Origin of the sequence: Microbacterium sp. 2216-1, from assembly GCF_046507855.1 — a bacterium.
Classification (GTDB): Bacteria; Actinomycetota; Actinomycetes; order Actinomycetales; family Microbacteriaceae; genus Microbacterium; species Microbacterium esteraromaticum_C.
Genome location: NZ_JBKFTM010000001.1, coordinates 794,130 through 812,621 on the forward strand (window position 1 = coordinate 794,130; position 18,492 = coordinate 812,621).

General features: G+C 68.1%; 17 protein-coding genes and 1 tRNA gene. 15 read left to right on the plus strand and 3 right to left on the minus strand.

Annotated features, from left to right (window positions below; translation table 11 throughout):
• Nucleotides 1-175 precede the first annotated feature (175 nt).
• On the plus strand, nucleotides 176-379 hold the full coding sequence (locus ACLD0U_RS03585) for a DUF1918 domain-containing protein (protein WP_179411323.1): 204 nt from the start codon (nucleotides 176-178) through the stop codon (nucleotides 377-379).
• Between the two features lie 53 nt (nucleotides 380-432).
• A tRNA-Met gene (locus ACLD0U_RS03590) sits at nucleotides 433-506 on the plus strand.
• Between the two features lie 64 nt (nucleotides 507-570).
• On the opposite strand, the gene ACLD0U_RS03595 is transcribed toward ACLD0U_RS03590, so the two are convergent.
• A complete protein-coding gene (locus tag ACLD0U_RS03595; RefSeq protein WP_410339855.1) occupies nucleotides 571-1,971 on the minus strand; it encodes a glutamate decarboxylase in 1,401 nt (466 codons plus the stop codon).
• A 137-nt stretch (nucleotides 1,972-2,108) separates the two neighbouring features.
• Between ACLD0U_RS03595 and ACLD0U_RS03600 the strand changes: the two genes are divergently transcribed.
• Nucleotides 2,109-2,915, plus strand: a complete 807-nt coding sequence (locus ACLD0U_RS03600) for a carbon-nitrogen hydrolase family protein (RefSeq protein WP_410339856.1) — start codon at nucleotides 2,109-2,111, stop codon at nucleotides 2,913-2,915.
• Here ACLD0U_RS03600 and ACLD0U_RS03605 read toward each other — a convergent pair.
• Complete coding sequence (locus ACLD0U_RS03605; protein WP_410339857.1) at nucleotides 2,891-4,108, minus strand: aminotransferase class I/II-fold pyridoxal phosphate-dependent enzyme; 1,218 nt, start codon at nucleotides 4,106-4,108, stop codon at nucleotides 2,891-2,893. The two genes, ACLD0U_RS03600 and ACLD0U_RS03605, sit on opposite strands and share 25 nt — an antisense overlap.
• A 96-nt stretch (nucleotides 4,109-4,204) precedes the next feature.
• On the opposite strand from ACLD0U_RS03605, the gene ACLD0U_RS03610 reads away from it, so the two are divergent.
• From ACLD0U_RS03610 to ACLD0U_RS03620, 3 genes are read left to right on the plus strand one after another with little or no spacing between them, the layout of a single operon-like run.
• Nucleotides 4,205-5,767, plus strand: coding sequence for a trypsin-like peptidase domain-containing protein (locus ACLD0U_RS03610; protein ID WP_410339858.1), 1,563 nt, complete (start codon nucleotides 4,205-4,207; stop codon nucleotides 5,765-5,767).
• A 49-nt stretch (nucleotides 5,768-5,816) separates the two neighbouring features.
• Nucleotides 5,817-7,070, plus strand: coding sequence for a CDP-glycerol glycerophosphotransferase family protein (locus ACLD0U_RS03615; RefSeq protein WP_410339859.1), 1,254 nt, complete (start codon nucleotides 5,817-5,819; stop codon nucleotides 7,068-7,070).
• Nucleotides 7,067-8,503, plus strand: coding sequence for a CDP-glycerol glycerophosphotransferase family protein (locus ACLD0U_RS03620; RefSeq protein ID WP_410339860.1), 1,437 nt, complete (start codon nucleotides 7,067-7,069; stop codon nucleotides 8,501-8,503). Before ACLD0U_RS03615 ends, ACLD0U_RS03620 begins: the two co-directional genes overlap by 4 nt.
• A 16-nt stretch (nucleotides 8,504-8,519) precedes the next feature.
• Here ACLD0U_RS03620 and ACLD0U_RS03625 read toward each other — a convergent pair whose 3' ends face one another.
• Nucleotides 8,520-9,584, minus strand: coding sequence for a glycosyltransferase family 2 protein (locus ACLD0U_RS03625; RefSeq protein WP_410339861.1), 1,065 nt, complete (start codon nucleotides 9,582-9,584; stop codon nucleotides 8,520-8,522).
• A gap of 95 nt (nucleotides 9,585-9,679) precedes the next feature.
• Between ACLD0U_RS03625 and ACLD0U_RS03630 the strand changes: the two genes are divergently transcribed.
• From ACLD0U_RS03630 to ACLD0U_RS03670, 9 genes are all read left to right on the plus strand, one after another.
• Nucleotides 9,680-10,963 carry a CDP-glycerol glycerophosphotransferase family protein gene (locus ACLD0U_RS03630; RefSeq protein ID WP_206550161.1) on the plus strand — a complete coding sequence of 428 codons (1,284 nt, stop codon included), beginning with the start codon at nucleotides 9,680-9,682 and terminating at the stop codon, nucleotides 10,961-10,963.
• The gene (locus tag ACLD0U_RS03635) at nucleotides 10,964-11,749 is read left to right on the plus strand and encodes a biotin--[acetyl-CoA-carboxylase] ligase (protein ID WP_410339862.1); all 786 of its coding nucleotides are present in this window, start codon (nucleotides 10,964-10,966) and stop codon (nucleotides 11,747-11,749) included. It begins immediately after the preceding gene.
• 63 nt (nucleotides 11,750-11,812) lie between these two features.
• On the plus strand, nucleotides 11,813-12,352 hold the full coding sequence (locus ACLD0U_RS03640) for a PH domain-containing protein (RefSeq protein WP_410339863.1): 540 nt from the start codon (nucleotides 11,813-11,815) through the stop codon (nucleotides 12,350-12,352).
• 51 nt (nucleotides 12,353-12,403) lie between these two features.
• Nucleotides 12,404-13,528, plus strand: a complete 1,125-nt coding sequence (locus tag ACLD0U_RS03645; RefSeq protein ID WP_206550158.1) for a 5-(carboxyamino)imidazole ribonucleotide synthase — start codon at nucleotides 12,404-12,406, stop codon at nucleotides 13,526-13,528.
• A 116-nt stretch (nucleotides 13,529-13,644) separates the two neighbouring features.
• The gene (gene purE, locus ACLD0U_RS03650) at nucleotides 13,645-14,112 is read left to right on the plus strand and encodes a 5-(carboxyamino)imidazole ribonucleotide mutase (RefSeq protein ID WP_206551237.1); all 468 of its coding nucleotides are present in this window, start codon (nucleotides 13,645-13,647) and stop codon (nucleotides 14,110-14,112) included.
• Nucleotides 14,109-15,560: an LCP family protein gene (locus ACLD0U_RS03655; RefSeq protein WP_410339864.1), complete on the plus strand. Its 1,452-nt coding sequence runs from the start codon at nucleotides 14,109-14,111 to the stop codon at nucleotides 15,558-15,560. Before purE ends, ACLD0U_RS03655 begins: the two co-directional genes overlap by 4 nt.
• A gap of 60 nt (nucleotides 15,561-15,620) precedes the next feature.
• Entirely contained in the window at nucleotides 15,621-16,694 is a 1,074-nt protein-coding gene (locus ACLD0U_RS03660) for a glycosyltransferase (protein ID WP_410339865.1), read from the plus strand.
• A 244-nt stretch (nucleotides 16,695-16,938) separates the two neighbouring features.
• Entirely contained in the window at nucleotides 16,939-17,754 is an 816-nt protein-coding gene (locus ACLD0U_RS03665; RefSeq protein ID WP_410339866.1) for an ABC transporter permease, read from the plus strand.
• The gene (locus tag ACLD0U_RS03670) at nucleotides 17,754-18,485 is read left to right on the plus strand and encodes an ABC transporter ATP-binding protein (protein ID WP_206550155.1); all 732 of its coding nucleotides are present in this window, start codon (nucleotides 17,754-17,756) and stop codon (nucleotides 18,483-18,485) included. The genes ACLD0U_RS03665 and ACLD0U_RS03670 overlap by 1 nt, the downstream gene beginning before the upstream one ends.
• Nucleotides 18,486-18,492: the final 7 nt, after the last annotated feature.

The window sequence follows — 18,492 nt, forward strand, 5'->3', positions numbered from 1 at the left end:
CCTCTTTTGCGTGGGGCGCGGTTACGCCCCGCGCGGCACAACGTCGGACTTCTGCGCAATCTCGGATGCCCGTGCAGGAGGCGTCCGAAGTTGTGCAGATCTCCGAGGATGCATCGCGAGACCCCTGGCGTATCAGCGCCGCACACCGCAGAATGAGGGCACGGAGGTGGTCAGGATGCAGGTGGCAGTCGGATCGCGGATCGTGATCCACGGTGCACATGTGGGAGATGCCGAGCGGCACGGCGAAGTGCTGGAGGTGCGGGGCGACGACGGGGGAGCCCCGTTCCTCATCCGCTTTGACGACGGCAGCGAGACGTTGCTGTTCCCGGGGCCGGATCTTCAGATCGAACACCGCGGCGACACGCCCGGCGGAGGCTGAGCGGCCCGCTCGATTCGCCCCGTCTGTACACCCGTGTTAGGCTATAGATGTGCCGCGGGGTGGAGCAGTTCGGTAGCTCGCCGGGCTCATAACCCGGAGGTCGTAGGTTCAAATCCTGCCCCCGCAACAAAGAAGAAGACCCGGTCTCGAAAGAGGCCGGGTCTTCTTGCATTCGCGGCAGTCTGGGCGTTCTAGTGCGCGAATCCCTGCCGCTTCACTTCGCGGGGGAGCGGCGCCGTGAGTCCATCGAGGAACGCGACCTCTTCACGGATCGCGGTCAGCAGGTACTCGGCGCGGTCGCGACTCAGGTCCGACCGGACGACGATGCGCTGCACGACCACATCGGCCAGGTCATCGGGCATCGGATACGCCGGCACCAACCAGCCGCGCATGCGCAACCGGTCGGCAAGGTCGTAGAGATCCCAGTAGCGCGAGCCTGCCGTGAGCTTCCACGCGAACACGGGAATGGTGTCGCCCGCACTGATCAGGGCGAAGTCGTTCATCTTCGCGATCTCACCGGACAGATACGTCGCGACATCGATCGCCTCTTGCTGAACAGCGCGGTAGCCCGCGCGTCCCAGGCGCAAGAACTGGTAGAACTGCAGCAGCACCTGTGAGCCGGGGCGTGAGAAGTTCAGCGCCAGCGTGGGCATGGAACCGCCCAGGTAGCTGACGTGGAAGATGAGGCTCTCGGGGCAGGCGGCCTTGCTGCGCCACACGACCCAGCCGACACCGGGGTAGACGAGACCGTACTTGTGCCCGGACGTGCTGATCGAGTTGACCCGATCGATGCGGAAGTCCCAGACCAGATCCGGCTGGCAGAACGGTGCGACCATCGCGCCCGATGCCCCGTCGACGTGGATCCGCACGTCTAGACCTGTGGCCGCCTGAATCTCGTCGAGCTTCGCTGCGATCTGCTGCACCGGTTCGTACAGGCCCGTGTAGGTCTGACCCAGGATCGCCACGACGCCGATCGTGTTCTCGTCGACGTACTTCTCAAGCTCGAAGCCGTCGAGCACCAGATGATCCTCGGTGACGGGAACGTAGCGCGCCTCGACATCCCAGTAGTTGCAGAACTTCTCCCAGACCACCTGCACCCCGGCCGACAGGATGAGGTTCGGACGCTCGGTCGACGCGCCTTCCACGCGTCGGCGCTCTTGCCACCGGCGCTTCAACGCGAGGCCACCGAGCATGCATGCCTCCGACGAGCCGATCGTCGATGTGCCGATCATGTCGGACTTGTCGGGAATGTTCCACAGATCGGCGAGCATCCGCCAGCAGCGATCCTCGATCTCGGCAGTCGCCGGGTACTCGTCCTTGTCGATCATGTTCTTGTCGGCTGACTCCAGATGCAGCCGCTTGGCGTTGTCGTCCATCCAGGTGGAGACGAAGGTTGCAAGGTTCAGGCGTGCATTGCCGTCCAGCATCGCGGCATCGTGCACGATCTGATAGGCCGTGTCGGGGTCCATCATCCCCTCGGGGATCTCGTACTTCGCCAGGGTCGTCGCCTCGCCGGGGCGCGTGAACACGGGGTTGATCGAGAACTCCGCGGAGTCATCCGCTGCAATCGCAGCACGGTAAAGCTCAGACATGTGTGCCTCCCGGCGTCGTCAACGGGGCGGTCCTGCGGTCGTTGGTCAACACCCTAGTGCTGAGCGCAGGTGTTGACTACGGGTCGGCGGTTGCTTCGACCTTCTAGGTGGTCGCTGCCGCGTGCCAGGATGGGCACATGTCAGCATCCGCCCCGCTCGTCGCCGTCTGCCAGTTCGCGCCCGGGGTCGACCCGGCGGGCAATCGCGAGCGCGTCGCCGCGCTCATCGCGCAGGCGGCGCGGCGCGGCGCGCGCGTGGTCGTGCTGCCGGAGTACTCGAACTACTTCATCCCGTCGTTCGATGACACCCTGGCTACGCATGCCGAGTCGGTCGACGGTGCGTTCGTCGCCGCCCTGCGCGCGGCGGCCACCGCACACGGCGTGGTCGTGATCGCGGGCATGATCGAGCCGGCAGAAGGCCGGCGGGTGCACAACACCGTCGTCGCGGTGTCGGATGCCGGAGTACTGGCCGTCTACCGCAAGCAGCACCTGTATGACGCGTTCGGGCAGCGCGAGTCCGACTGGGTCGCGCCGGGGCCGGTCGGCGTGAGCGCCGTGTTCGACGTCGACGGTGTGAGGTTCGGACTGATGACCTGTTACGACCTGCGTTTTCCCGAGGTGGCGCGCACACTGGCGGATGCCGGGGCGGATGCCATGGTCGTGCCGGCCGAATGGGTGCGCGGGCCGCTCAAGGAGCACCACTGGTCGACGTTGCTGACGGCACGTGCCATCGAGAACACCGCCTATGTGGTTGCGGCAGACCATCCGGGTGGTGTCGGAGTCGGGCTGTCGCAGATCATCGACCCGCAGGGTGTCGTCGTCGCCGGGGTCAGCTCGGGGGAGGGGATCGCCGTGGCGCCTGTCGACCCCGAGCTGATCGCTCGGACGCGCACGACGAATCCTGCGCTGGCGCTGCGCCGCTACCGGGTAGAACCGGTGGAGTGAAGCGAGCCCAACCGCCTGGCCGCCTCTTCGAGCACCTCGGTGCGTTTGCACGCGGCGAAACGCACCAGCCCGGCGTAGTCGGCGCGATGGGCGGCCGAGACGAATGCGCTCAGCGGGATCGCGACCACGCCCGCCCGCTCGGGCAGGGCTCGGCAGAACGCCGCGGTGTCGGTCCCGCCGAGCGTGGTGGCGTCGGCGACGGTGAAGTACCCGCCCTGCGGTGTGTGCACGGTGAAGCCCGCTGCCGACAGTGCATCGCCCAGTAGCCGGTGTTTTGCGCGCAGCGCGTCACGGGCATCCGAGAAGTAGGCATCGGGCATCCGCAATCCGACCGCGACCGCCGGCTGGAACGGTGAGCCGTTCACATACGTCAGGTACTGCTTGACGGTCAGCACGGCGGTGATCAGGGCGGCGGGTCCGTGTACCCAGCCGATCTTCCAACCAGTCACCGAGAAGGTCTTGCCCGCCGACGAGATCGTCAGCGTGCGCTCGGCGGCCCCGGACAGCGTCGCGATCGGCACGTGCGGGTTGTCGAAAGACAGGTGCTCGTACACCTCGTCGGTGACGATGATCGCATCGTGCCGCTCAGCCAGGCGCACCACCTCGGCCTGCACCTGCGGGGTGAAGACCGCGCCGGTCGGATTGTGCGGGTCGTTGACCAGGATGATGCGGGTGCGATCGGTGACCGCCGCCGCGAGCTCGTCGAGATCGGGCTGGAAGCCGGGGGCGCGCAGCGCCACGGTACGCAGCCGCGCACCGGCCAGTGCCACCGCGGCGGCGTAAGAGTCGTAGTACGGCTCGAAGACGATGACCTCGTCGTCCGGTCCGTCGATCAGCGCCAGCAGAGTCGCGGTCAGCGCCTCGGTGGCGCCCGCCGTGACGATCACCTCGGTCTCGGGGTTCACATCGAGGCCGTAGAAACGCTGCTGATGCTCGCTGATCGCCGCCCGCAGATCGGGGATGCCACGGCCGGGCGGGTACTGGTTCGCGCCCTGCGCGATGGCTTCTCGCGCCGCGTCGAGCACGGCAGAGGGGCCGTCTTCGTCGGGGAAGCCCTGCCCCAGATTTATCGCACCGGTGCGCACCGCCGCGGCGGACATCTCTGCGAAGATTGTGGGCGCCACCTCGCCCTGCGGGGAGAGCAGGCCTGCCCCTGCTGCTGTGCGTCGCCAAGCGCCGGGAATGATATCCATGCAGAACAGGCTAAGACCATAGGAGACATCCATCTTCGCCATACCAAACGCACAGACTCACTTGTCACGCTAGTGGGGCGTTGTGAAGGAGCAGATATGAACGACAACAACACCTCCGGCGAAGCCTCCACCCCCGAGCAGCCGAGTGTCGGTGCGACCCCGACGCCGTCGGACGCCCAGGCGTCCGCCCAGCCCGCACAGCCGGCTCAGCCGGTTCAGCCTGTTCAGCCGGTTCAGCCCGCCGCCGGCGGTCACAGCATCCCGCCGACGTTCGGCTCCCACCAGCAGCCAGCCCCGACCTGGCAGGCCGCGCAGGGGGCGCCCCAGCACGGCGCACCCCAGCAGGGCGCCGCCTTCGGCGCGGCACCGCAGACCCCGCAGGGCCCCCAGGCGTCGCACGTGCCGCAGTACGGTGCCACGCAGCCCGTTCCCGACGTGAACGCCACTGCTGAGGCACCGAAGAAGGGCGGAAGCACCGTCAAGTTCGCCGGCCTGCTGCTCGCCGCGGCCATCGTCGGCGGCGTTGCCGGGTTCGGCGGCAGTGCGCTGAGCTCAGCCATGCTGAACCAGCCGGTGTCGCAGTCGGCGACCGGCCCGCAGACGGTGACGGTCAACAACCCCGGTTCTGTCAACGAGACCACCGCCATCGCGACCCAGGTCCTGCCGTCCGTCGTCACGATCGAGGTGGCCGGCAGCCAAGAGGCCGGTAGCGGCTCGGGCGTCATTCTCGACGACGAGGGGCACGTGCTCACCAACGCGCACGTCGCCACGCTCGGTGGCGCCGTCGCCGACCCGACGATCCGCGTGACCACCTCGGACGGACGCATCTACTCGGCGACCCTCGTCGGATCCGACCCGATCTACGACCTCGCCGTGATCAAGCTCGAAGGGGCTGAAGACCTCACGCCGATCGAGTTCGCCGACTCGGGTGAACTGAATGTCGGCGACACCGCCGTGGCCGTCGGCGCGCCTCTCGGGCTGTCGAACTCGGTGACGACCGGTATCGTCAGCGCGCTCAACCGCAGCATCCAGGTCGCATCCTCGGCGCTGCCCGACAACGCCGACGAGTCCGAGCAGCCCGGCGACGGTTCCGAGAACGGCGAGGGCGGCCCCTTCCAGTTCGACATCCCCGGCATGGGGGCCCAGCAGGCGCAGCAGTCGATCTCGATCGCCGTGATCCAGACCGATGCCGCCATCAACCCCGGCAACTCGGGCGGTGCGCTCGTTGACAGTCAGGGCCGCCTGATCGGCATCAACGTCGCCATCGCCACCGCAGGAAACGCCGACGAGTCCGGGTCGATCGGACTCGGCTTCGCGATCCCGTCGGTCATCGCCGAGCGCGTCGCGAACGAGCTGATCGAGAACGGTGAGGCGACGCACGGTCTGCTCGGTGCGACGGTGCGCGACGCCTCGACCGTCGAAGGTGCCGTGGTCGCCGGCGCAGTGATCGTCGAGCCGACGCCAGGCGGTGCGGCAGCGACGGCCGACCTGCGGGCCGGTGACATCATCACCGAGTTCAACGGGGCGCCGATCACCAGCGCCAGCGACTTGACCGCGCAGGTGCGCGCCGCTGCAGCCGGCAGCACCGCTGAAGTGACCTACGTCCGTTCCGGGCAGACCTACACCGCCGAGGTCACCGTGGGCGAATTGGTGCTCTGACCCCGGTTCGTTCTCAGATCAGGACGCCACCCCGCGATAGGCTCACGGGGTGGCGTCCTTCTCATTCGGAACCGGCAACGCGGCCAAGCTGGTCCGGTTGCCGTTGTATGCCCTCGGACGCATAGGTACGTTCCTGGTGCCGCGCGGCGACATCTGGGTGTTCGGCTGCGGCGCCGGCGTGGGCGACGGTGCGCTCGCCCTGCAGCGCGAGGCGTCGGATGCCGGGCACCGCACGATCTGGTTGACCCGGGATGCCCGTGATGAGGCCGACGCGAAGGCGCTGGGCATCCGCACGCGCCGGCGGGACGGACTGCGCGGTTGGTGGGCGACCGCCCGCGCGGGCGTGCTCGTGGTCACACACGGCCTCGGAGATGTGAACCGCTATGGCAGCAGCGACGGGTTCGTCGTGCAGCTGTGGCACGGCATTCCGCTCAAGCGCATCGGACTGGACTCACCCATCACCGTCCAGGTGCCGAAGGGTATCCCCGGCGCAGCCCTGCTGGGCCGTGTGCTCACCGGAATGTATCGCCGTGCGGCGCAGCGCATCCGCATCCTCCCCGCCGCCTCGCACCGTTCGCGTGGGCGCCTCGAATCGGCGTTCGGACTGGGGGATGACCGCGTCATCGTCACCGGCGAACCGCGGGTCGATGTTCTCTCGACGGGCACTGCTGAACAGCGCGTCGCCGACGCGACCGCCATCCTGACGCGCACCGGGCCGTTGCTATCCGAGCAGAGCGCCCTGTTGTACGCGCCCACCTGGCGCGACGGCGCCGCAGATCCCGCCGTGCCCACCGCCGAGCAGTGGGTGCGCATCGTGCGGCTGCTCGAACAGCACGATGCTGTGCTGTTCATCCGCTCGCATCCGCTGGGCGAGGGAGCGTACGCCCCACCGTGGTCCAGCGGACGGGTGCGGATGCTGGGAGCCGAGCTGCTGCCGGATGTGACCCCGGCGCTGCCCCGGATCGACGTGCTGATCACCGACTACTCGTCGATGGCCTACGACGTGGGGCTGCTGTCGATGCCGGTCGTGTACCTGGCACCGGACGTCGCCGAGTACTCCGCGACGCGGGGGTTCTACGGACGCTACGAGGACGTCGCCGGCGAGGACTACGCCCACGACTGGGAGACAGCGATCGATCGGATCGACGAGATGCTCGGTGATCCCGCAGCGTACTCACGGGCATCCGATCGCTCTGCCGCGCTCAGCGCGCACATGCACGCACATCGCGACGGGCGCAATGCGCACCGCGTGTACCAGGCCATCCGCGCGCGGGGGATCCCCGCGCCGAAGGGAGCACGATGACGACCGCTCGGATCGACGAGGACGCGCAGACGCTGATCATCGCGGGCACAGGCGCGCGGCCGGCCGCCGCGAGCCTGGACGGACCGCGCGCACGCCTGGACGCGAAGATGACCGGCGGCGGCAAGACGTGGAAGGCGACCTTTCCGTTGCGCGTCTCGCGGTGGGGCGGCGCAGAACTGCCCCTGCCCTCGGGGCAGTACGCGCTCAGCGTCGACGGCATCGATGTCGACGACCTTGCCGTCGAGCCGGTGTTGCTGCCCTCGCTACGCGTCTCGGTGCACGGTGCAGACGTGACGATCGCCCCGGCCATCGCCCCGATCTACGAGACTCCCGAAGGGCAGCGCACGCTCGAGGAGCGCTACGCGTCGCAGATCGGCGCCGGCGAGAACGCGGTGTTCTTCGAGAGCTTCTACGGGCAGACCGCGGGGTGCAACCCGCGGGCGATCGATCGGGTGCTCGCCGACCGTGCCCCGGCCGTCACCCGCTACTGGAGCGTCACCGATCTGTCGGTGGAAGTGCCCGACGGCGCCATCGCCGTCATCGAGGGCGGCCCAGAGTGGTGGCGGGCGCGTGCCGAGTCGCGGATGCTGATCGTCAACGACTGGCTGCGGCACAGGTTCGTGCGCAAGCCCGGCCAGCGTGTGCTGCAGACCTGGCACGGCACGCCGCTCAAGCGCCTTGCACTGCATCGGCCCGGATTCGCGCCGCGGCGGATGGCTGCCGTGGTGAAGGAGTCGCGTCGCTGGGACGTGCTGCTGGCGCAGAACACGTACGCGGCGCGCATCCTGAAGAAGGCATACGCGTTCTTCGGTAAGCCGATCTGGGTCGACGGCTACCCCCGCAACGATCTGCTCACCACAGGAGATCCGGCTCCGATCCGCGCCGCGCTCGGCATCGGCGCCGATGAGCGCGTGCTGCTGTATGCGCCGACCTGGCGCGATGACCGTTCCGAGATGGTCGACTTCATCGACCCGCAGCAGCTCGCGGTCGACACCGATTCGGTGGTGCTCGTGCGCGGCCACTCGCGCACCATCAAGCCCGGGCGTGATCACGCCGGCGCGCGCGTGATCGACGTCACCGGGTACCCCGAGACCTCGCGTCTGCTGCTGATCGCCGACGCGCTGATCACGGACTACTCGTCGGTGATGTTCGACTTCAGTGTCACCGGACGGCCGATGTACTTCTTGGTGCCCGACCTGGAGCACTACCGCGGCGAGTTGCGCGGGTTCTACTTCGACCTGGCCGAGCGCGCGCCGGGGCCATTGGTACACTCGCAGGAAGAGCTCGTGCGGGCCCTGGAAGATGCCGACGTGCCGTCTGCGTACGAACGTCGGTATGGCGCATGGCGGTCGCAGTTCAACCGACTCGACGACGGCGAAGCCGCCGAGCGTGTCGTCGCGCGCATCCTCGACCAGGGGTGGCTGACCGCCTGACGGTGCCCGCCGGCGCTCAGGGCAGCGGGGTGTTGCGGTCGCCGAGCCGCGAGGCGTCGACGGTGTCGCCGGCGCCGCGCAGCACCCCGGCGAGGAAGCCGAGCCCCCAGGCGAAGTGCATGGTCGGCAGCACGGCCAGCGTCCAGAGGCGTTCTCGTAGTCCGCGGCGCCCCGTCAGTGCGACAACGAGCACGAGTACGGCGTATGCGATCAGGGGCGCGTACACGATCGAGGCGAGCACACCCGGAAGGCCGTGCAGCACGCCGGTCAGCTGCAGCACGCCCACGATCAGCGCGAGGGCGGTCACGAGCACCAGCGCGGGCGGGGCGAAGAACCGCAGCCCGTTGCTGCGTCCGAACCGCCGCACGAGTTCGCCGCGCCAAGCGCCCGTAGCGCGGAACTGGCGCGCCAGGCGCCACCAGTTCTCGCGCGGCCAGTAGGTGACCGAGAGTCGCGGGTCGAACCAGACCGTGTGGCCCGCCTCGCGAATGCGCAGGTTCAGCTCCCAATCCTCGCCGCGACGGATCGACTCATCGAACATGCCGACCTCGTCGAGCACTTCGCGGCGCATCACGCCGAGGTAAGCGGACTCGGCCTCACCCTCGCGCTCGCTGCCGTGGTACGCGCCCCCTCCGAGACCGACGGGGGAGTTGTACAGGCGTGCCACGGCGCTCTGGAACGGAGTACGCCCGTCGGCGCGCATGATGCCGCCCACGTTCGCTGCACCCGTGCGCTCCAGCGTCTCCAGCGCCTGCCGCGCATAGCCGGGGGAGAGCTCGGAGTGCGCGTCGACGCGGATGACCGTGGGGTACCGGCTGGCACGGATGGCGGCGTTCAGGCCCACGGGGATGTGCGCGGCGGGGTTGTCGACCAGGTGCACGCGCGGGTCGGCCGAAGCGAGGCGCTGCGCGAGCTCGGTGGTGCCGTCGGTCGAGGGGCCCAGGGCGAGAATGAGTTCGGTCGGCCCGTCGACGTCCTGCGCGAGCACCGAGTGCACGGCGTGTTCGAGGTAGTCGCGCTCGTTGAGCACGGGCATGACGAAGGAGACCCCGTCGGGCGATGGGCGGTCTGTCTCGTGCACGATTCGATCATGTCATGCGGCGGGCGCCGCGCCCGGATGCCGGCGCCGGCACGGCCGAGACGGGGTCGTTCGAGGAAGCGCCGTATTCTGGAGGGATGGGTGTTGTCTCGGATGGAAAGAAGTCGTACCGGCTGCTGAGAGAGGCACTCGCCTCTCGCGCTGCTGTGCAGAGGGTCAGACGAACGCTCTCGCAGAAGGGCCCGCACCCGCGCAACACCTACAAGATCGCGGTGTACTTCGCCGACGGTGCGGTCAACATGTACCAGATGCGCCAGTGGTACCGCCCGTTGGTGCAACTGGCCGAGCGCTGGCCGGTGGTTGTGCTGTCGCGCAGTGCGACCGGCGCCGAGCATCTCATCGCCGAGGACGGGCCGCCGGTCGCGTTCGTGCCGACGGTGCGCAATCTTGAGAAGTTCATCGCGAAGCAAGACATCCGGATCGTCTTGTACGTGAACCAGAACACTCGCAACTTCCAGATGTTCCGGTACGGCCGCCGCTGGCACGTGTTCATCAACCACGGTGAGTCCGACAAGATGTACATGACCACCAACCAGTACAAGGCGTACGACTACGCCCTGGTTGCCGGTCAGGCCGCCCGTGACCGGCTCAGCCGCACACTCTGGGACTACGACATCGACCGCCGCACGATCGAGATCGGCCGGCCGCAGGCCGATCACTATTCCGGCACCCTTCCCTACACCCCGGACGAGCGCACCGTCGTGCTGTACGCGCCGACCTGGGAGGGCGATCGCCCTTCTGCACATTACGGATCGATCGCCACTCACGGCGAGACACTCGTCCGTGGGCTGCTGGCAACGGGCCGGCACCGCTTGATCTACCGGCCGCACCCGCGGAGCGGCGTGGTCGATGACGCCTACGGCGCGGCGCACCAGCGCATCCTCGCCGCGATCGCTGAGGCGAACGCGTCAGACCCGCGCGCTCACCACATCCACGATGACGGCCCCGAGCTGGGGTGGCAGCTCGCCGCTGCTGACGTCGCGGTCGTCGATATCTCGGCGATGGTCTACGATCGCCTCGCCTCGGGCAAGCCGTTGATGATCACCCGGCCCGCCGACGAGCGGGCATCCATCGACACCAAGGGCTATCTATCAGCATGTGAATGGCTGACGGTCGAGGGCGCCGCGGATATCGTCGCCGAGGTCGATCGCGTGCGGGGCGACGAGGCGGCGATCGCGCGCCTGGACACCTGGGTGACGCACTACTTCGGCGACACGACGCCGGGCGCTGCCACGGCGAAGTTCCATGCCGCGATAGAGCAGCTCATGCAGAAGTGGGATGAGTGGCATGCGCGCGATGATGTCCCCGCGGACGCCGCATCCGAGCATGACGCGGCCGATCTCGACGAGGACGCGGGCTGAATGGACCTGCAGCGCGCCTCGGGGACCGCCGGTCGTCTGCTGGTGCTTCCGGAGTGCGGATCGACGAACGCCGAGTTGCGTGGGCGCGCGTCGGATGCCACCGCCTGGCCGCACCTGTCGGTGCTGGTCACCGACTCGCAGACCGCGGGGCGGGGGCGGCTCGACCGCACCTGGGACACGCCTGCCGGAGCCGCGCTGGCGATCTCGGTGCTGCTGCGAGACCTGCCGGAGAGTGTCGACGCGCGCGGATGGCTGCCTTTGGCCGCTGGGGTGGCGATGACGGATGCCGTCGCCGCACAGCTGCCCGGCCATGAAGCGGGCCTGAAATGGCCCAACGACGTGCTCGTCGGCGGCCGCAAGATCTGTGGCATCCTCGCCGAAGTCGTCGGTGACGCGGTGATCGTCGGTGCTGGGGTGAACACCGCGATGACACACGCGCAGCTTCCGGTTCCGACGGCGACGTCGTTCGCCTGCCAGGATGCCGTTGCGGATGTTGATCGGCTGGTCGCCGACTATCTGAACCGACTCGACGCGATCGTGCGCGAGCTGGGCAAAGCGGGCGACGCCGTCCGGTCGGGTTTGCACGCCGAGGCGACCGCGCGGTGCATCACGCTGGGGCGCGACGTGGCTGTTTCGCTGCCGGACGGCACATCGATGCTCGGACGCGCGGTGCGCCTGGCCGACGACGGCAGACTCGTCGTGGCCGAGGAATCCACCGAGGCGGGCTGTGCAGAGAGCGAACGTGCGGTGTCGTCGGGCGATGTCGTGCACGCGCGGCTGGCCTGACGCGGCACGCTGACACGCCCTGCGGGTGCCGGGGATGTCGCATCCTGACGGCACAATGGAGGCATGACTCAGCCGGTGATGCTCGGAGGGCGTCCGATGATGCCCCCGCCCGGCGCGCCCGCCGAGGAACTGATCGTCGCGCGCTTCCGTGGCCATGCCCGGCGGCTGTTCTGGTCGGCACTCGTGCTGATCGCCGTGTTCGGCGCGACGGCCTACCTGTACGGCAACCTGCCCTCTCCGTATGAGAACTGGATGCTCCTGACCGCCGCGGCATTGCTCGTGGTGCTTCTTGTCGCCGTTCCGTACCTGCGCTGGCTGTCACGTACGTACACGATCACCACCCGGCGAGTGATCGTCCGCGACGGGCTCAGCGCGCGCAGCCGTCAGGAGCTCTCGCACACGCGCGGCTACTCGATCGCCGTGCGCCGCGGGCTGCTGCAGCGCCTGTGGGGCGCCGGCACAGTCATCCTCAGCAACGGTGTCGACGCACCGTTGCGCCTGGTGAACGTCCCCAGCGTCAACCTCGTGCACGAGGCGTTGGCCGATCAGGTCGAGGTCAACCAGATCCTCGCCCACCGCGACGCGGAGCCCGGAACGTTCTGACCATTCGCGCTCTCGGAGTGCGCGAGAATGGGAACGACGAAAGGGGCGCGGATGTCGGTGCGCGTAGGTGTGATCGGTGGCGGACAGCTCGCCAGAATGATGATTGCTCCGGCGGTCGAACTCGGACTCGACGTGCGTGTGCTCGCCGAGGACGAGGGGATGTCGGCAGCGTTGGCCGCGACGGCCGTCGGTGACTACCGCGATCTCGATGCGGTGCGCGCCTTCGCACGTGACGTCGACGTCATCACCTTCGACCACGAGCACGTGCCTCAGTCAGTGCTGCGCGCCCTTGTCGCCGACGGCGTGCAGGTGCATCCGGGGCCCGATGCGTTGCAGTACGCGCAGGACAAGCTCGTGATGCGTGCACGCCTCGCCGAGCTCGGTGTGCCGCAGCCGGACTGGGCCGCCGTGCACGATGCCCGCGAGCTGCAAGCGTTCATCAACGATCACGGCGGCCGAGCCGTCGTGAAGACTCCGCGGGGCGGGTACGACGGCAAAGGTGTACGCGTCGTACGCGCGGGCCTCGAGGCCGCCGATTGGTTCGAGCAGGTGCCGGAGGGGGAGGCGCTGCTGGCCGAGGAGATGGTGTCGTTCACCCGTGAACTCGCGCAGCAGATCGCGCGGCGCCCGAGCGGCGACGTGGTCGCGTACCCCGTCGTCGAGACGGTGCAGCGCGGCGGCGTGTGCGCAGAGGTCATCGCCCCCGCGCCGAACGCCACGGAGCGTCTTGCCGAGGTCGCCGAGCAGATCGGGCGGCAGATCGCCGAGGGGATCGGCGCTACAGGCATGCTGGCTGTCGAGCTGTTCGAGACCGACGACGAGCGCATTCTGGTCAACGAACTGGCCATGCGCCCCCACAACAGTGGACACTGGAGCCAGGACGGCGCCGTGACGGGCCAGTTCGAGCAGCACCTGCGGGCCGTCGCCGATCTGCCGCTGGGTAGCACCGCACCTCGAGCGCCCTGGACCGTGATGGTGAATATCCTCGGCGGACCCGCCGAGGGCACGCTCACCTCGTGCTTCGCGCCGGCGATGCAGCAGCATCCCGAGGCCAAGATCCACACCTACGGCAAGGCGCCGCGTCCGGGACGAAAGGTCGGCCATATCAACGTCGCCGGCGCTGATCTCGATGACGTCGTCTACACCGCCCGCGCCGCCGCAGTGCATTTCGAGTGAGTGATCCGCGTCGCTGCGAGCGCGCGCCGTTGCGCCGTTCTCCCAGCGGGGCGCCGTAGCCTGTACGAGTGACTGAGCCACTGCATTCCTCGAGCTCGCCGCTGGTCGGCGTCGTGATGGGTTCCGATTCCGACTGGCGGGTGATGAGTGACGCGTCCCAGGCGCTCACCGACTTCGGCATCCCGCACGAGGTCGAGGTCGTCTCGGCCCACCGCACGCCCGACAAGCTGATGAGCTATGGTCGGGAAGCGCGCAGCCGTGGCATCCGCGTGATCATCGCCGGCGCCGGAGGCGCCGCCCACCTGCCGGGCATGATCGCCTCGGTGACCGCGCTGCCCGTCGTGGGTGTCCCTGTGCCGCTGGCGTATTTGGACGGCATGGACTCGCTGCTGTCGATCGTGCAGATGCCGGCCGGAATCCCCGTCGCAACCGTGTCGATCGGCGGGGCCCGCAACGCAGGGCTCCTCGCCGCGCGCATCCTGGGCACGTCCGATGCCGAGCTCGCCGACCGCGTCGAGGCATACGCGCGTGAGCTCGAAGGTCAGGTGGAGCAGAAGAACCAGCGGTTGAAGGACTCGCTGTGACCCTGGCGGCACCGCGTTCCTCCGATCAGGGCTCACGCCCGCTGATCGAGACGCGGCCGCTGCTCAACCCCGATGTCACCGACGTCGACCTGATGGGGCGACGTGGCTGGTGGCTGGTGGTGCTCAACGTGCTTATCCCCGGTTCGGCGCAAGTGCTCGCCGGCAACCGGCGGCTCGGCCGCTTCGGCCTCGGTGCGACCCTGATCGGCTGGTTCCTGCTGCTGATCGCCGCGGGACTCGGCCTGTTCGCCCGCCCCGCGCTCGTCTGGCTCTTCGCCGGACCGCTGGCCTGGTTCATGCTGACGCTCGTGCAGGTGTTGCTGCTGGCGTACGTGGCGCTGTGGATCGTGCTCACGATCGACACTCTGCGTCAGGCGCGCCTGGTCAGGCTGCCGCCGATCTCGCGGTGGGCGATCCCACTGGTATCCGTGCTGGTGATGGCACTGGTGTCGTCAGCCACGGTGTACGCCTCGACGGCAGTGGCATCGGGCCGCGGGGCGCTGACGACGCTGTTCGGCAGTGGCGGGCCCAGCCTGCCGCCCACTGACGGTTATTACAACATCCTGCTGCTCGGCGCCGACAGCGGCGACGGACGCGACTCGATGCGCTTCGACAGTATCTCTGTCGTCTCGGTCAACGCCGATACCGGCGCTGTCACGATGACGGGCATCCCACGAGAGCTTGCCGGCGCGCCGTTCAGCGAAGGCAGCCCCATGCGCGAGCTGTACCCGAACGGTTTCGAAGGGCACTCCGACCAGACCTGCGGCTGGGAACCGTGGATGAACCACATCCGCAATGCTGCGGAGGTCTGTCGGGACGACAAGGGAACGGGGCTGTATCCCGATGCGGCGACGCACGGGTCCGCTCCCGGTATCGAGGCGACCAAGGATGCCGCCGAGGGTGTGCTCGGTATCGAGATCCCCTACTACGTCTTCGTCGACATGGATGGTTTCGCAGCGCTCATCGACGCACTCGGCGGCGTCGACATCACCGTCACCGAGCGGCTGCCCAAGGGAGGCGGTCCGGCCTACCGCGGCCAGCCCGCCGAGGACTGGGCGATCGGGTGGATCGAGGCGGGCGAGCAGCACATGGACGGTGACACGGCGCAGTGGTACGCCCGATCGCGCTACACCACCAGCGACTACGACCGCATGAAGCGCCAGCGTGAACTGCAGGTCGCCATCCTGCAGCAGTTCACGCCGCAGACAGTCGTCGCGCGCTTCAACGAGATCGCGGCGGCGGGTACGCAGCTGATGGAGACCGACCTTCCGCAGGACAAGCTGCCCGAGTTCTTCGACCTGATGATGAAGGCGAAAGAGCAGCCCGTCACCGAGATCGAGCTCGTGCCAGACAACGGCATCGTCGAGGACAACCCCGACTTCGAGCTGATCCATCAGATGGTGCGCGATGCCCTGCATCCGCCCGAGACGGACGCGCCATCCGAGTGACCTCACGCACCCGCGGCGGTGCGTCGGAGGCTCTCAGGAAGGCGCCGATAGCATGACGACATGAGTGTGCAGTTGCGGGTTGTTCTCGATCAGACGGTGCAGGTCGTCGACGCCGATCAGGCGCGTGCGGCGCGGGCACTGGCCGTCGGATTGGTGCAGACAGCGCCGCGCGGTTGCGCCGTCTCGGCGATCGTGCCGAGCGGCACCGACCTGCAGATGCCCGGCGTGCACGACGTGCGGATGCTGGCGCTCGGGCGTCGCGAACTCGCCGGTGCATGGCAGTTGGGGATCACCCCGGGGGTTGGAGGCGGACTGATCCACGCTCCGAGTCTGATGGCACCGCTGGTGCGTCACGACCGGCTGCACGACAACGATCAGACCACCGTCACGCTGTGGGATCTGCACGCCTGGGAGGCGCCGCATCGGTTGTCGAAGGCGGCCGTCAGCTGGCACAAGGCGATGTTCAAGCGCGCGGTGAAGCACGCGGACGCCGTCGTCGTGCCCTCGCACACCATGGCCGAGCGCGTCGCGGGCCTGGGGCGGTTGTCGGACCGCATCCGGGTCATCGCCGGCGCAGCCCCGCAGGGGTTCGCAGAGCCGAGCGACGCGGCGCAGCGTCGGGAAGACCTGCAACTGCCCGAACGGTACGTGGTCGTAGCGGGTGACGTCGAGTCGTTGGGGTGCGGATTGGCCGCGGCAGCGCGAACGGATATCGACGTTGTCGTGCTCGACGCGGCTGAGGGCACGGAGCCACAGATCGCGGATGCCGCCGCGACGGCCGGGTTGGCCGAACGGCGCGCGCACATCCGTGGACGCCTCGGCGACGCCGACCGGGCATCTGTTCTGGCCGGAGCGGCCGCCGTGGTGGCGACCTCCTCCTCGACGGCATGGCCCTGGCGCGCTGTCGAAGCGATGGAACTGGGCGTGCCCGTCGTTGCCGTCGACTCGGGGACGCATCGCGACGTCATCGCCGACGGCGGACTGGTCGTGCCGGCGGATGAGATCACGAATGCCCTCGAAGACGCGCTCGGCGCGGGGGAGAAGCGGCAGCGGGTACTCGCCGCCGACCGTGCCCGCGCCTTTTCGTGGGCGAGCTCCGCCGAGCGGGTGTGGGCGCTGCATGCCGAGTTGTAACCGCTGGCGGAGTGCCACGTGCGCACGGGTGGTCGGTACCGTCGGCAGCGCGCGTAGGGATTTCCCAGGGTCGCAGGGTCGCTGCGATAGAGTTGGATATTGGCTAGTGCCCCTTGATGGGTGGCGCAAGCGACGTCTAGGAGTCTTGAGGGGTTGACGATGCGCCTGTTCATCCAGGTACCGCTCGCGCGCGGTGCGAACGTCCGAGGCGAGAAGCAATACGTCGTCGGCGGAGGCAACTGACGTGGCGACCACGGCAGGAGCCCCTGGCACGCCCAAACGCTACTTCCACTCACTGTGGCTGCTGTCGGCGCGTGACCTGAAGGTGCGCTACTCGACCAGTGCGCTGGGGTACCTGTGGTCGGTTCTCGACCCGCTGGTGATGAGCGCTATCTACTGGTTCGTCTTCACGCAGGTCTTTCAGCGGACGGTTGGCGAGCAGCCGTACATCATCTTCCTGATCAGCGCGCTTCTGCCCTGGGTCTGGTTCAACGGGGCGGTGGGCGACTTCACCCGCGCCTTCAAGAAGGACGCGCGTCTCGTGCGCTCTACGTCGATCCCGCGCTCTATCTGGGTCAATCGCATCGTGCTCAGCAAGGGACTCGAGTTCGTCTTCTCGATGCCGGTCCTGCTGATCTTCGTGCTGATCAATCGGCTCACCGAGACCAACCCGGCGCACATCGCGCAGATCGGATGGGGAGTGCTCTGGCTACCCGTGGCGATGATTCTGCAGACCATTCTGCTCATCGGCCTCGGGCTGCTGGTCGCGCCGCTCTGCGCGCTGTACACCGACCTCGAACGGACGACCGCACTCATTCTTCGTGCCATGTTCTACGCCACTCCGATCATCTACAGTGTCAAGGACCTGCCGGAGCCGTTCGACGCGATCGGCATGTTCAACCCTCTGGCAGGCATCATGACGTTGTACCGTATGGCCTTTTTCCCCGATCAATGGGATGCGCGTGTGGTCATCATCAGCGCTGTGATGAGCCTGATCGTCCTGGCGCTCGGAATCTGGGTCTTCCGCTCCCTTGAGCGTCCCGTCCTGAAGGAGCTGTGATGTCTGCTGCCATCGAAGTGCAGGGGCTCGGAGTGCGTTTCCGGCGTAACCGCCGCGGTTCCCGCACGTTCAAGGACCTCTTCGCCGGCGTGAGTCGCAGGTCCCGACCGGGCGAGTTCTGGGCGTTGCGCGATGTCTCGTTCACCGTCGCGCCCGGCGAGGCGATCGGCGTCGTCGGCCGCAACGGGCAGGGAAAGTCGACGTTGCTTCGGCTCGTCGCCCAGGTGCTGCTACCCGATGAAGGTGGTGTGCGCGTCAACGGTGGCGTCGCGCCACTGATCGAGCTCACCGGCGGATTCGTTGGCGACCTCACCGTGCGCGAAAACGTGCGCCTCACCGCCGGGCTGCACGGAATGTCGAAGGCGGAAGTGGCATCGCGCTACGACGAGATGATCGCCTTCGCCGAGCTGGAGGAGTTCCAGGACACGCCGTACAAGCACCTGTCGAACGGAATGAAGGTGCGGCTGGCATTCTCTGTCGTGTCCCAGCTCGACGAGCCCATCATGCTCGTCGACGAGGTTCTTGCCGTCGGCGACAAGGCGTTCCGGGACAAGTGCTACAAGCGGATCGATGAGATGCTTGCATCGGGGCGGACGCTGTTCTTCGTCAGCCACAACGAGCGCGATCTGAGGCGGTTCTGCGAACGCGGCCTGTACCTCGACAAGGGACAACTCGTGTTGGACGGGCCGATCCGCGACGTGCTCGATCGCTACAACGCGGACTACCGCTGACCCGACG

Excerpts from the sequence above, each read along its gene's own strand:
- ACLD0U_RS03620 (WP_410339860.1), top strand. The coding sequence starts at position 7,067 with ATGACGACCGCTCGGATCGACGAGGACGCGCAGACGCTGATCATCGCG.
- ACLD0U_RS03610 (WP_410339858.1), top strand. The coding sequence starts at position 4,205 with ATGAACGACAACAACACCTCCGGCGAAGCCTCCACCCCCGAGCAGCCG.
- ACLD0U_RS03600 (WP_410339856.1), top strand. The coding sequence starts at position 2,109 with ATGTCAGCATCCGCCCCGCTCGTCGCCGTCTGCCAGTTCGCGCCCGGG.
- ACLD0U_RS03635 (WP_410339862.1), top strand. The coding sequence starts at position 10,964 with ATGGACCTGCAGCGCGCCTCGGGGACCGCCGGTCGTCTGCTGGTGCTT.
- ACLD0U_RS03645 (WP_206550158.1), top strand. The coding sequence starts at position 12,404 with ATGTCGGTGCGCGTAGGTGTGATCGGTGGCGGACAGCTCGCCAGAATG.
- ACLD0U_RS03605 (WP_410339857.1), bottom strand. The coding sequence starts at position 4,108 with ATGGATATCATTCCCGGCGCTTGGCGACGCACAGCAGCAGGGGCAGGC.
- purE (WP_206551237.1), top strand. The coding sequence starts at position 13,645 with ATGGGTTCCGATTCCGACTGGCGGGTGATGAGTGACGCGTCCCAGGCG.
- ACLD0U_RS03585 (WP_179411323.1), top strand. The coding sequence starts at position 176 with ATGCAGGTGGCAGTCGGATCGCGGATCGTGATCCACGGTGCACATGTG.
- ACLD0U_RS03630 (WP_206550161.1), top strand. The coding sequence starts at position 9,680 with ATGGGTGTTGTCTCGGATGGAAAGAAGTCGTACCGGCTGCTGAGAGAG.
- ACLD0U_RS03660 (WP_410339865.1), top strand. The coding sequence starts at position 15,621 with ATGAGTGTGCAGTTGCGGGTTGTTCTCGATCAGACGGTGCAGGTCGTC.
- ACLD0U_RS03595 (WP_410339855.1), bottom strand. The coding sequence starts at position 1,971 with ATGTCTGAGCTTTACCGTGCTGCGATTGCAGCGGATGACTCCGCGGAG.
- ACLD0U_RS03670 (WP_206550155.1), top strand. The coding sequence starts at position 17,754 with ATGTCTGCTGCCATCGAAGTGCAGGGGCTCGGAGTGCGTTTCCGGCGT.
- ACLD0U_RS03640 (WP_410339863.1), top strand. The coding sequence starts at position 11,813 with ATGACTCAGCCGGTGATGCTCGGAGGGCGTCCGATGATGCCCCCGCCC.